Genomic DNA, 12806 nt, shown 5'->3' with positions numbered 1-12806 from the left:
GTTGTATTTATTTGTTCATATAGGATTGATTTTGTGAATTGATTATCATATAATGTTATGGACAATTCATTTCAGTATTTAAGACAAAGGGTAATGTCTGTATAATATTATGTTTTATAAATGAATTGTTGTCTTGGACAGTTTTTGAGGAACAGTTGTAGCTGTCCAAATAAAGACATGACAACTGCTGCAAGGAGAAAATAGTATGAAAAAATTGATTTGTTTATTGTGTGTTGGAGCCATGGTATTGACTGGCTGCACAACAAAAAACGAACCGACTGATGGGGGCAAAACAGAACAAGAATTAGCCACCTACACAGGTAAAGGCAGCGGCTATGGCGGAGAGCTTACGGTTGAAGTTGATATGCTTGGCAGTGAAATCAAGGATATCCGTGTTATTGACCATAAGGAATCATCACCGGTATTCAGCCGTGCATTACCAGTTATCAAAGAACGCATTTTAGAAGCACAGTCACCAATTGTAGACAGTGTCAGTGCAGCAACCTTCTCATCTTATGCGGTTAAGGCTGCAGTAGCAGAAGCTGCTAAGCAGGGCGGTGTTGATTTTGGTGAAATCACTTTCACTACAAAGGGTGAAGAGAAACCAGCTAAAGAATTAGAAGCAGTTCAAACTCAGCTAGTTATTGTCGGCGGCGGTCCGGCTGGTTTATCTGCGGCAATCTCTGCGAAAGAAGCTGGCTTGGAAAATGTCATTCTGATTGAAAAACTGGATATCCTGAGTGGTAACGGTAAATTTGATATGAACTTCTTTGACCTGATTAATTCAGAGGCACAGAAAAAAGCAGGTATTGAATATACAAAGGAACAATTTATAGAAGATAAGAAAACATCAACGGATTCACCTGAACGTATTGAAGCATGGGCTGAAGGCGAGTATACACTGGATGCTTGGCTGCGTGGCATGGGCATTGAATTAAACCAAAGCAATGGCGGTACAAACCACATGGCAGAGGCTGACGCTTACGCGGGTGAACATATTCAGGAAGGCTTAGAAAAACGCGCTAAAGAACTGAATGTAGATATCCGCACTGGTACTAAGGGTTATGACTTAATCATGGAAGACGGCAAGGCTGTCGGTGTAAAGGTTACTAATAATCAGAATGAAAGCTATGATATTATGGCTGAAGCAGTTATCGTTTCAACTGGCGGTTTCTCATTCAATAAAGAATTATTAGCTAAATATGCACCTGGTTCAGAAGATGTTAATACTTCTAATCAGATGGGAGCTACAGGTGATTTTGTACCGGTATTTGAAAAATATGATCTGAAAATGGATAACATGGATACTTTAAGTATCTTTAAGATGATCATTGCCAATCGCCGTGACCTGACAGGTGCTGGTGATGGTTTCATGCTTGTTAATAAAGATGGCAACCGCTTCATTGATGAAAGCAAATCAGGCTTGGAAATGGCTCACACTATTCTTGCTCAGCCTGATGGTAAAGCTTATTATATTTATGATCAAAGATTATATGATACTTCATATCGCTTAGAGAAGCATAATAACTTAGGCTATCATGTGAAAGCAGATACGTTAGAAGAATTAGCTGAAAAACTGGGAATTCCTGCAGAAAATCTTGTAGCTGCTAAAGATGCCTATAACAAAGGCGTAAGCGGTGAAGCTGCTGATCCATTCAGAGAAAAACCATTTACTGAAGCATTCAGTGAAACTGGCCCATATTATGGTGTACAGGTTGAATCAGCAATTCATATGACAAAGGGCGGCGTTGTCGCAAATGAAAATGCCCAGGTATTAAATAACGATGACACTCCGGTTGAAGGCTTATATGCAGCTGGTGAAGTTACCGCAACTACCGGTGCTTACAGTTCATCTGTTGTATTTGGCAGAATTTCTGGTGAAAAAGCCGCAGAATATATTTTAAATAAATAAGAAACATTAGGATACAGTTACGTACAGCTGTATCCTTGTTTTTACTTATAATCTTTCATTTGTTCATCACATTCTGACACGCTGAAAATGATATAATAGGCCAATCAGATGAAGGAGAACATATGAACAAAGGAAAATTATCAGGAATTACGATCTTTATGTATGGCTTATCCATACTTCTATTACTCTTTACCATTTATCGGCTCTATGGCGCAATGACTTATATCTCGTCATTAGTTACTGAACAAAGCTTTGTTATCAGTGAAAACATGCGGGATGTCATTTCATATTATTATGAACAATGCGCAAGTCCGTTTTTATTTTCAGTCATAATCTATGTGTTAGGTGAAATGAATGAAAAATTAAAGCATTTATTATTAAAAAAGGAGCAGTTAAATCCTGAATCAGAATTAAACAATGAACAAAGCAGCCTGAAATAGTCAGCCTGCTTTTTTAATTATATAGGAAATTTCATTTTATGTTGTAATTAAATAAAAAATATACAAAATGAGAATATTTAAAATAGCACAATTAAAAAATAGATAATCGAAACATTACTTGTGTTCCTTTACGGATTGATAATATTTCATCGTTACCATTGTATCTTTATTGCAGCGAGAACAGCCATCTACAAAGTGATCATCAAGATTACATTCTTTGTTAATATCATTAATTTCATCAATCAACCATGAGGGAACTTCCTGCTCATAACCACAATTCAAGCATTTACATAAAGTAAATTCATCTTTAGCTATCAGATCCATCTCATCAAATTTTTGCTTCTGTTTCTTAACCATTTTAAACACTCCCTTCTAGACCCGTATCTGGCAGAAACAAATCAACAAATTCCATGACCGTTCCGCAAGTGCACATCAATATTTTGTGTTCTTACGTTCAAGCTGTATTTTGTAGTGTTCCAGTTCGTCTTTTATGGCTTTTACCGCAACGGCATGACCGAGTTCATCTTTTAACTGGAAGTGGATAGTTTGCAGCAAACACGCTGCTTTAATTCGTTTCATTATATTTTCCTCCTGTATTTGCAGATATGGTTACTTGCTGATAATAATTATAACAAAATTAGATATAATTTTTCAAAAGCGATTTTCTCTAAAAATTAAAAACATTCCTTTTGTGCAAAATGACAAATACAGTGCAGCTATACGATTGTCATTTTCTTAGAACTTTATTTTTGGAGTTGACTTTTGAGGATTTTATCTGATAAAATAATTTAGCCAAGCAGCGAGCAGCGTAGAATCTTTGGTGGATTCTACGCTGCTTTTTTTGCCCCTCATAGGCATTTTCAAGGTGTGCCTATTGTTGCTTGTGCGTAGTTTTTAGGTAGCTTTTCTCTGATAAAGACTCCAATAAAATCACATTAAATGGAGGTTACCCAAATGCAATCCAATCAACAAATTAACTATCTGGGGGAGGAAAAAATACCTAAGCTCATGCTTAAATTTTCAATCCCCTGTATCTTATCTCTGCTGGTCAGCGCACTCTACAACATCGTAGACCAGATATTTATTGGCAATAGTGAATTAAGTGCATTAGGCAATGCCGCAACCGGCGTTGTATTTCCAATTTTCATTATTGCACAGGCTTTTGCGTGGTGCTTCGGAGATGGTTGTGCTGCATACTTGAATATCTGTCAGGGTAAAAATGACACGAAAAATGCTCCCGTTTGTATCGGAAGCGGCATTACAATTACCCTGTTGACAAGTATTGTTCTTGTAGCAATTTTCTTTCCGTTCAAAACACAGATTTTGACGTTGTTCGGAGCGTCTGAAAACAGTATCGGTATGGCGATTGAATATTTTAATATCATTCTGCTGTTCTTTCCGATTTTCATGCTGATGAACATGATGAACGCTGTTATTCGTGCAGACGGCAGTCCGGCAAGTTCTATGGCGTCTATGCTCACAGGTGCGATTGTGAACATTATTCTTGACCCTGTATTTATCTTTGGGCTTCACTGGGGAATGAAAGGTGCGGCCCTTGCAACTGTAATCGGTCAAACAGTGTCTTTTGTGATTAGTGTTATTTATTTCTTTCACACAAAGACATTCCGCTTAACATGGAAGCATTTTATCCCTAATTTTGGCGTGTTCTCTACGGCACTGAAACTGGGCGTATCTTCTTTTATTACCCAGATGACAATAGTGATTATTTCATTGGTCTGCAACATGATGTTGGCAAAATACGGCGCACTTTCTCAGTACGGCATTGATATTCCCATTGCGATTATCGGTATTGAGAGCAAGGTGTTTACCGTAGTCATCAACATTGTTGTCGGTATTATTTTGGGCTGTCAGCCGATTATCAGCTATAACTATGGTGCAAAAAATTATGAGCGTGTCAAATTGACCTATCGCTATGCTTTAACTGCAACAATAGTGATTGGGCTTGTGTCTACTTTGTTGTTTGAATTTGCACCTAATTTGATTGTCGGTATGTTCGGACAGCCTACAAATATTCCAAATCCGGCAGACTATTGGCATTTTGCAGAACTCACATTCCGCATTTTCCTGTCATTAGTAACCTTTACCTGCACGATTAAAATGACTTCGATTTTCTTTCAGGCGGTAGGAAAGCCGGTTCATGCAGTCATTTCGTCTGTCACCAGAGATATTATTTGCTTTGTACCTTTGGTGCTGATCCTGCCCCGGTTTTTTGGTGTTGAGGGTGTTCTGTTTGCTGCCCCCGCAGCGGATTTTATCGCTATGATTGTTGCCGTTTCTATGACGGTAAGTTTTATGCGTTCACTGGGAAAAGAAACTGAAATTGTCGAACCTACAAACTTGGCGCTGAAACCCTCTAAAAAGGGTGTACTTATCACGATTGCGAGAGAACATGGCTCTGCTGGAAAACAGGTTGGCAAAGCGGTTGCAGAGAAATTGAATATCCCGTTTTACTACAAGGAAGTGGCAGCATTAGCAGCCGAGGAAAGCGGTCTGCATAGGGAATTTATTTCAGACATCAACGCAAACTCCCCTCAACTTTTACATGACTTGTACCTAAGTACAAGTGTTGTTCAACAGGCGATTACCGCACAGGAGCAGATTATACGCAAAATCGCAGATCAAGGCTCTTGTGTAATTGTGGGGCGTGCCGCTGATTACGTTCTGCGTGAATATGAAAATGTAATAAGAATTTTCATCTATGCGCCAGAAGAATATCGTGTTGGCAAGGTTATGGAAGTGTACGGAGATACCAAAGCGGAAGCCATCAAAAATATTCGCCGTTCAGATGAAGCAAGAGCCGCTTACTATCATAGCATTTCAGATATGCGTTGGGGAGAAGCCCACAATTATGATTTGCTGATTGACAGTTCAATCGGTGTTGAACAGTGTGCAGCAGCAATTTGCAGTTTCCTTAACTGTTTTCATAATAAGCGCAAATAGCAAAGCCAGGCGAGCCAGTCAACGGTAAAATAAACGGGCTGCGCCCGCCGTTGACAGCCTCGCCTGTTCTTGCTGGTGGGTAATCAAGGGGCGACAGCAAGGAGTGCTGCCGCCCCTCATTATTATCAAAGAAAGGGGGATTTTCCATGACCGACAACGAATACAAAGAGCATATCCAATACACTCACAACGCCTATTGCCGGATAGTTATTCGTCACGCTTCCATAGACGCTGCCCGTATGCTGTTTGCCAAGTGGAAACGGGAAATCTCCCTTGAATATCTGTCCGAGGAAAAGTTTATGCCATTCAGCACCACAGATGAATACTTTACACAGCCGCCAATGGACAAGGACTATCCCTTTACAACTTGCGGGCAGAGTATATTATTAAGTGACCCAACCCTTGTCGCTGCCCTGTCCATGTTGCCACCACAGAAACAGGAAGAAATTTTCCTTTACTATTTCCAGAATTGTACACAAAGGGAAATCGGCAAACAATACGAGCAGACACGCAATACCGCAGGGCGGCATATCCGACTTGCCTTACAGCAGCTCCGGCATGAATTGGAGGTGATTACCCATGAACAGGCTGCTTCCCTACGAAACAATCATGAAGATGTGTACTTTGTGCACATCTTTTTTATAAAAATTAAGAATTGTTCTTAATTAGGTGTTGACAAATTCAAACTTAAGAATTATACTAAGAATAGTTCTTAAGAAAGGAGTGAGACAATGCAATATAAAAGTTCAAAACAGCGGGATCTTGTTCTTAGTTACATGAAAAACATCCAGGGTCATGTAAGTGCTGAGCAAATTTATCAGGACCTAAATGAAATCCATCCAATTTCTTTGGCGACTGTGTATCGTAACTTAAATATATTGGCGGATATGAATGAAATCCGAAAAATTGCGCACCCTTCTTATGGCTATGTATACGATAAAACGTGCAAGAAGCATTACCACTTCTTCTGCCGCAAGTGCAATCAATTAATCGATTTGCCGGTCGGATATATGGAAGAAGTGAATCAGATCGCAGATAACTGCGGCTTTGATGCGGAAGCACATGACATTACTTTTACGGGTATATGTCAAAACTGTAAAATTAAAAACTGAAAAGGAGAACAAAATCATGGAATTAAAAGGATCAAAAACTGAACAAAATTTAATGGCTGCATTCGCAGGTGAATCACAGGCAAGAAACAAGTATACTTACTATGCTGAAAAAGCAAAAGAACAAGGCTTTAATCAAATTGCTGAATTATTCTTAGAAACTGCTCGCAATGAACAGGAACATGCTAAATTATGGTTCAAAGCATTACATGAAGATAAGATTGCTGATACTGATGTAAATCTGAAGGATGCAGCTGCTGGTGAAAACTATGAGTGGACTGACATGTATGCAACTTTCGCTAAAGAAGCAAAAGAAGAAGGCTTCCAGAAATTAGCATTCTTATTTGAAGCTGTTGGAAAGATTGAAAAACATCATGAAGAAAGATACCTTGCTTTATTATCTAATGTTGAAAACGACAAAGTATTCAAGAAAGAAGATAAAGTTGTATGGGTATGCGGTATCTGTGGTTACCGTCATGAAGGTACTGATGCACCTGGTGTTTGCCCAGTTTGCGGAAACCCTAAAGCTGTATTTGCTGAAGAAGCTCACAACTACTAGGATTAATTTGAGGCTGAAAAAGCCTCTTTTTTTTGGTTGGTTGTCTGAAAGCTTAGGATCATTGTTTTCTTTTTGTAGTAAATTGTTGTTTTTTCGATAATTAGTTGAAGAAGTATGGAATGAAGTTTATTATATAAATAATAGTCACAGAGGGGGACATATGAGGAAATTCATCATTGGGGTATTGATTGTCCTTATGGCTGCGGGGTGCTCAACTGAAAATAAGCAATGGTCAGATGATTTTAATATGTATTTATCACAGTTCAACAACGATCATGAGGGGTTGAATAAGCCTACGGTAGACTTTCAGCAATACCAAACATTCGATAGAGGCGAGTATGTAAGCTACGATGAATATTTATCGTATTTTTATAATGGTGAAATTCCCAGGACAGCGATAACAATGGAGGCTGCCCGAGAGGATATAGAGTTTTACTTTCAGATGCTGCGACAGTTCTATGGCGGATATCTGCACTTTGGCGGTGATGAGCGGTTTGAACAGGCAAAGGCAGAGTGTCTGTCTTATTTGAATGAAACTGGCTTGATTGAAATAAATAAGCTTGTATTGATCATGCTGACAGCAACTAACTTTGTAAAGGATAATCATTTTACGATCGGCAACAAACGTTCCAATGCGGCCAGTAAGTATTTCTCAAATGAGGAGCTGTCATTTTATAAAAAAGATAATAAAATCTATGATGCGAAGGGCAGGCAGGTTACAGCGGTTGATCAGGATCAGGCGGCAGAGAATTATTTCTATCTGTCTTTGGATGATGAAGGACAGGTATGCTGGCATTTTGGTTTATTGCTGAAGCAATATCCGCAGCCCTCTTATGTATTGACGTATGATACTGGTGAACAAGAGCCAATTTCGGTTGATTATGTTTATCTGAAAAATACACCGGCATATACAGAGAGTGTTCTGGAAGGTGTTCCGATTGTCCAGATTGGAGAAATGTTTACTGAATATGGTGAGAATAGGAAATTGGCGGATCAGTTCCTTAACAGCGCTGAACTGTTAAGCAAGAGCGACGCGGCAATTTTAGACATAAGAAATAATAATGGCGGCAATGGCTTATTGCCATTAAAATGGATTGAAAGATACGTTGGTCAGCGGGTTGGTTTGAATAGCTCCGGCATTATGATTTATGATGGTGACTTAGAGATAAATGATCATCTATTGGCTGATGATTCGCAGAAAATGAGTGAGATCATTGATTATTTTAATGCTACCCCAATTGGTAAGGGTATTTATCAGAAGAATAATTGTCATAATGAGACGGTTGCCAATGATCGGGTACTGTTTGTATTAATGAATGGCTATTCGGCATCCGCGGCAGAGTATATGATTGATGCCCTGCATAATGTAGAAAATGTAATCTTTGTCGGTACATCGTCTGCCGGATGTCTGCAGTCTGATAATGGCAATGTACTGGTACTGCCTAACTCTAAAATCAAGGTTGCTTTTGGAAATTCATGGAGTGAGTATGATCCTGAGTATTATCAGGAATTTGAAGGCTTTCAGCCTGATTTATGGATTAACAGCATTCATTTGGAAGAAATTATATTGAAGTTTATTAAGAACAACCAGCAGACGGATTAAGTAATGATGAAAATTTTTCATAATCAATTGATTTTTGTAGATTTTTGTGGTAATCTAACTAAAATATTAAGACTCAGGAAAGTCTTGCGAAAGAAAGAGAGGGAATGCTATGGCTAAGATTATTCAGGAACCATCAAGAACTTTTGGTGAATATTTGTTGATTCCAAATTTGACTACAAAGGATTGTATTGTTGCGAATGTTGATTTGAAAACGCCGCTGGTACGCTTTAAGAAAGGTGAGGAACCAGCAATTTCATTGAATATTCCAATGATTTCTGCAATTATGCAGTCTGTATCTGATGATAAAATGGCAGTGGCGCTGGCTAAAAACGGTGGTATGTCATTTATTTATGGTTCTCAAACGATTGAGGAACAGGCTGAAATGGTACGTAAGGTAAAGAAATATAAAGCTGGATTTGTTATCAGTGATTCAAATTTAACACCTGACAACACACTGGAAGATGTTCTGAATTTATTGAATCGTACAGGTCACTCTACGATGGCGGTTACGGCTGACGGTACGCCGAATGGAAAACTATTAGGTATCGTTACAGCAAGAGATTACCGTACATCCCGTGATGAATTAACTAAAAAAGTAGCTGAATTCATGACACCTTACGAAAGACTGATCGTTGGCAAAGAGGGTACGACACTCAAGGCTGCGAATGATATAATCTGGGAGCATAAGCTGAACAGTTTACCAATCATTGATAAGGAAGGCAACCTGCAGTATCTGGTATTCAGAAAAGACTATGCTGAGGATAAAGAGAATTCTCGTGCTTTATTAGATAGTGAAAAGCGTTATATGGTAGGTGCTGGTATTAATTCACGTGACTATGCTGAGCGTGTACCGGCATTAGTAGAGGCAGGCGTTGATGCGGTTTGTATCGATTCAAGTGAAGGTTTCTCTGAATGGCAGTATGACACAATTAAATGGGTTCGTGATACATATGGTGATTCAGTGAAGATTGGCGCCGGCAATGTTGTCGATCGTGAAGGTTTCCGTTATCTTGCTAATGCGGGTGCTGATTTTATTAAAGTTGGTATCGGCGGCGGTTCAATTTGTATCACTCGTGAAGCAAAAGGTATCGGCCGCGGTCAGGCAAGCGCGGTACTTGATGTGGCTGCTGCCCGTGATGAATATTTTGAAGAGACAGGCATCTATGTGCCAATCTGTTCAGACGGCGGTATCGTACATGATTATCATATTACTTTAGCGTTGGCAATGGGCGCCGACTTCGTAATGCTGGGCCGTTACTTTGCACGTTTCGATGAATCACCTACGGCAAAGGTTAAGACCAGCAAAGGTTATATGAAAGAATACTGGGGCGAAGGCAGTAACCGTGCAAGAAACTGGGCACGTTATGACCTTGGCGGCAAGAAGGAGTTAACATTTGAGGAAGGTGTTGATTCTTATGTGCCATATGCCGGCAGTCTGGAAGATGGTGTTGGCATCACTTTACATAAAATTAAGTCAACCATGTGCAACTGCGGTTCGACAACTATCAAGCATTTCTATGAAAATGCAAGATTAACACTCGTATCAGCAACTTCTATTCAGGAAGGCTCAGCACACGACGTTGTATTAAAAGACAATCAATAATTACTATCCCCTATAACATAATATAGGGGTTTTTTATTTTCTGATTATTGGCATAAGATAATAAGGATATGTTAAACTAAAGGTGGTGATAACAATGTGCGGACGTTTTTTTATGAGTTTTGATGATTCAGATGAATCACAGGCAATCCAAAAGAAGCTGTATGATAAAAATCTCTTTGAATTTGCGCAGGGAGAAGTTTTCCCAAGTCAGAATGTTGTTGTTCTGAAAGCTGAGCATGGCAGGATGGACGTTGATGTGATGAAATGGGGATTTAACACGAAATATAAAAGCATCAATGCCCGCAGTGAAGGAATTGAAAATAAGTGGACATTTAAACCTTATTTAAACAATCGTTGTATTGTCCTAGCCAATGGTTTCTATGAATGGGTCAAGGAAGGCAAGCAAAAGCATAAAATTTATATTCAAAAGGAAGCTGAGCCTTGGATCTATATGGCGGGTATTTATAATGATCAGCATGAATTTGTCATTGTAACCGGTGAATCACAGGATAAAATGAAATTCATTCATGATCGCACCCCGATTCTAATTCAACATGATGAAGTAAGGAATTTTCTAAATCATCGGGTTGATTTCAATGTCGATAATAAAAACCTGGTATTTAATGCAGTGAATTAAGCATATTGGCAGATGTGATAAGAATTTTTTTAGATATTCGAATAAATTTTAATACTGATTGCATAAAATTTATTTTTTATGAGGTAAATTATTAAAAAAATTGCTGAATTTTAGTAAAAAGTCGTTTTTTATATTGAAATAAACAGTTAACTCTTGTAGAATGATACTGTAATTCGAATAGATCTTGTATAACCGTCAGAATTTGGCTGACAAGTCTCTACCTGCTGACCTAATCAGCAGACTACAAGTGAAAATAGCGATGCTGTTTTTTACTTGTGGAAAAACAGTTTTTTTATTTTAAAACACTAGGAGGATCAATGATGGTCATCAATTCGAGAAATCCTATTCATATACTTATGGATATCCAGACATATTGTTTTTAGTGCAACCAATATGTCTTTTTCTTTTGAAGGAGGAACAGGGAATGGTAAAAGTTAGTGTGATTATGGGTTCACGTTCAGATCTTGCGACGATGCAGGAAGCAATGAACATGCTGAAGGAGTTTGGCATTGGGTATGAAGCAAGAGTGGTTTCCGCGCATCGTACACCGCATGCTATGGTGCAGTTCGCAGATGAAGCAGAGGCAAGAGGAATTCAGGTAATTATTGCCGGTGCAGGAGGTGCGGCGCATCTGCCGGGTATGGTAGCGGCGATGACGACAATTCCGGTAATCGGTGTACCCGTTCAGTCAAGGGCGTTAAGCGGATTAGATTCTTTGCTTTCCATTGTTCAAATGCCGGGCGGCATTCCGGTGGCGACAACGGCAATCGGTACATCAGGCGCAAAGAACGCTGGTATTCTTGCCGCTGAAATTTTGGCGCTGCAAGACTTAAACGTTCGTGAAAAACTGAAAGCTTATAAACAAAAACAAACGCAGACTGTGCTTGATGATGCGCAGATTGAAATATGCGAGTAGGTATTATCGGCGGCGGTCAGCTGGGTATGTATCTGGTTGATGCTGCACATATGGCTCATCATTCGACGATTGTCCTTGATCCATCAGATCCGGTATCGGCTTCCCGCAACAGCGACCGCATGATAGTTGGCCCGTATGAAGATCCTGCCTGTCTGAAGGAAATGGCTGAAAACAGTGATGTGATTACATATGAATTTGAAAACATCAAGGCGGAAGCAGTGGAACTTGTGAAAAGCTATGGCGGTAATGTTCCGCAGGGATATGATCCATTGCATATTTCACAGAATCGGCTGCGTGAAAAAGATGCCATCCGTAAAACCGGTGCTAAAACAGCACCCTATGAAGAATTAAGTGAAACGATTTCAATTCCTATGCCTTATATTATAAAAACATGTGAAGGCGGCTATGACGGCAAAGGTCAATGGCTGATCAGGACTGATGCGGATTTAGAAAAGTTTATGCAGGAAAAGGGCAATGTGCAATATATCGTTGAAGGCCTTGTTGATTTTGCGTGTGAGGTATCGGTCATAGTTGTACGCAGTATGAATGGCTCTATGGCCGTATTTGAACCGATTGAGAATATTCATGAAAATGGTATCCTGCACTTATCAATTTCACCAGCCAGAGTGAGTGAGGAAATTAAATGCAGGGCAAAGGATACAGCATTGCAGGTAATGTCAGGCTTTGGCTTTACAGGCATTCTCGTACTTGAAATGTTTGTTGGTAAAGATGGTGAAATCTATATCAATGAGATTGCACCGCGTCCGCATAACAGCGGTCACTTAACAATGGATGCTTATGATAAAAGCCAGTATGATCTGGCAATCGCGGCTCTTTTCAATGAAACACTGCCGCAGCCAAAAATCAAAAGTCCGGCGGTGATGGTTAATATCTTGGGACAGCATGTATCAGCGGCAGCCAGCAAGCAGTGTCCACCTTATGCGAAGGTCTATATGTATGGTAAAAAGGAAGTTAAAAATAACCGTAAAATGGGGCATGTCACATTCTGCGGTGATGATTTAGAAGCATTGGTAAAAGAAGCGGAAGCCTTTATCAGGTAGAAAGA

The 12806-nt window shown here is 39.5% G+C and carries 13 protein-coding genes and 1 riboswitch; of the genes, 11 read left to right on the top strand and 2 right to left on the bottom strand.

The features are described 5' to 3' along the window. The first annotated feature begins 205 nt into the window (after nt 1-205). Together DAHG_RS16030 and DAHG_RS20025 are read left to right on the top strand one after the other, a co-directional pair. Nucleotides 206-1912 (top strand): FAD-binding protein, encoded by a 1707-nt coding sequence (locus DAHG_RS16030; protein WP_022939364.1) that lies wholly within the window; start codon nt 206-208, stop codon nt 1910-1912. Nucleotides 1913-2034: 122 nt separating this feature from the next. After that, the gene (locus tag DAHG_RS20025) at nt 2035-2352 is read left to right on the top strand and encodes a hypothetical protein (RefSeq protein ID WP_022939363.1); all 318 of its coding nucleotides are present in this window, start codon (nt 2035-2037) and stop codon (nt 2350-2352) included. 114 nt (nt 2353-2466) lie between these two features. Here DAHG_RS20025 and DAHG_RS16020 read toward each other — a convergent pair whose 3' ends face one another. Then, nucleotides 2467-2709, bottom strand: coding sequence for a hypothetical protein (locus DAHG_RS16020; RefSeq protein ID WP_022939362.1), 243 nt, complete (start codon nt 2707-2709; stop codon nt 2467-2469). A 75-nt stretch (nt 2710-2784) separates the two neighbouring features. Continuing rightward, on the bottom strand, nt 2785-2931 hold the full coding sequence (locus tag DAHG_RS21595; RefSeq protein WP_022939361.1) for a hypothetical protein: 147 nt from the start codon (nt 2929-2931) through the stop codon (nt 2785-2787). A 375-nt stretch (nt 2932-3306) separates the two neighbouring features. Here DAHG_RS21595 and DAHG_RS16010 point away from each other — a divergent pair, with 375 nt between their 5' ends. The 9 genes from DAHG_RS16010 (at nt 3307) to purK (ending at nt 12801) form a co-directional block, all read left to right on the top strand. Beyond that, complete coding sequence (locus tag DAHG_RS16010) at nt 3307-5313, top strand: cytidylate kinase family protein (protein WP_022939360.1); 2007 nt, start codon at nt 3307-3309, stop codon at nt 5311-5313. Between the two features lie 146 nt (nt 5314-5459). After that, nucleotides 5460-5978, top strand: coding sequence for an RNA polymerase sigma factor (locus DAHG_RS20015; protein ID WP_022939359.1), 519 nt, complete (start codon nt 5460-5462; stop codon nt 5976-5978). A gap of 66 nt (nt 5979-6044) precedes the next feature. Next, a complete protein-coding gene (locus DAHG_RS16000; RefSeq protein WP_022939358.1) occupies nt 6045-6425 on the top strand; it encodes a Fur family transcriptional regulator in 381 nt (126 codons plus the stop codon). 16 nt (nt 6426-6441) lie between these two features. After that, nucleotides 6442-6981, top strand: a complete 540-nt coding sequence (gene rbr / locus DAHG_RS15995; RefSeq protein WP_022939357.1) for a rubrerythrin — start codon at nt 6442-6444, stop codon at nt 6979-6981. Nucleotides 6982-7141: 160 nt separating this feature from the next. After that, nucleotides 7142-8584 (top strand): S41 family peptidase, encoded by a 1443-nt coding sequence (locus DAHG_RS15990; protein WP_022939356.1) that lies wholly within the window; start codon nt 7142-7144, stop codon nt 8582-8584. A 109-nt stretch (nt 8585-8693) separates the two neighbouring features. Further along, nucleotides 8694-10187 (top strand): IMP dehydrogenase, encoded by a 1494-nt coding sequence (locus tag DAHG_RS15985; RefSeq protein ID WP_022939355.1) that lies wholly within the window; start codon nt 8694-8696, stop codon nt 10185-10187. Nucleotides 10188-10281: 94 nt separating this feature from the next. After that, nucleotides 10282-10824: an SOS response-associated peptidase gene (locus tag DAHG_RS15980; protein ID WP_022939354.1), complete on the top strand. Its 543-nt coding sequence runs from the start codon at nt 10282-10284 to the stop codon at nt 10822-10824. Nucleotides 10825-10988: 164 nt separating this feature from the next. Beyond that, a riboswitch (purine riboswitch) is annotated at nt 10989-11088 on the top strand. A 160-nt stretch (nt 11089-11248) separates the two neighbouring features. Beyond that, nucleotides 11249-11740, top strand: coding sequence for a 5-(carboxyamino)imidazole ribonucleotide mutase (gene purE, locus DAHG_RS15975; protein ID WP_022939353.1), 492 nt, complete (start codon nt 11249-11251; stop codon nt 11738-11740). After that, entirely contained in the window at nt 11731-12801 is a 1071-nt protein-coding gene (gene purK / locus DAHG_RS15970) for a 5-(carboxyamino)imidazole ribonucleotide synthase (protein ID WP_022939352.1), read from the top strand. Before purE ends, purK begins: the two co-directional genes overlap by 10 nt. Nucleotides 12802-12806 lie beyond the last annotated feature (5 nt).

Origin of the sequence: Dielma fastidiosa (genome assembly GCF_000313565.1) — a bacterium.
Taxonomy (GTDB): domain Bacteria; phylum Bacillota_I; class Bacilli_A; order Erysipelotrichales; family Erysipelotrichaceae; genus Dielma; species Dielma fastidiosa.
Note: the sequence above shows the minus strand (reverse complement) of the source record. Positions and strands in the feature narration are given on the sequence as shown.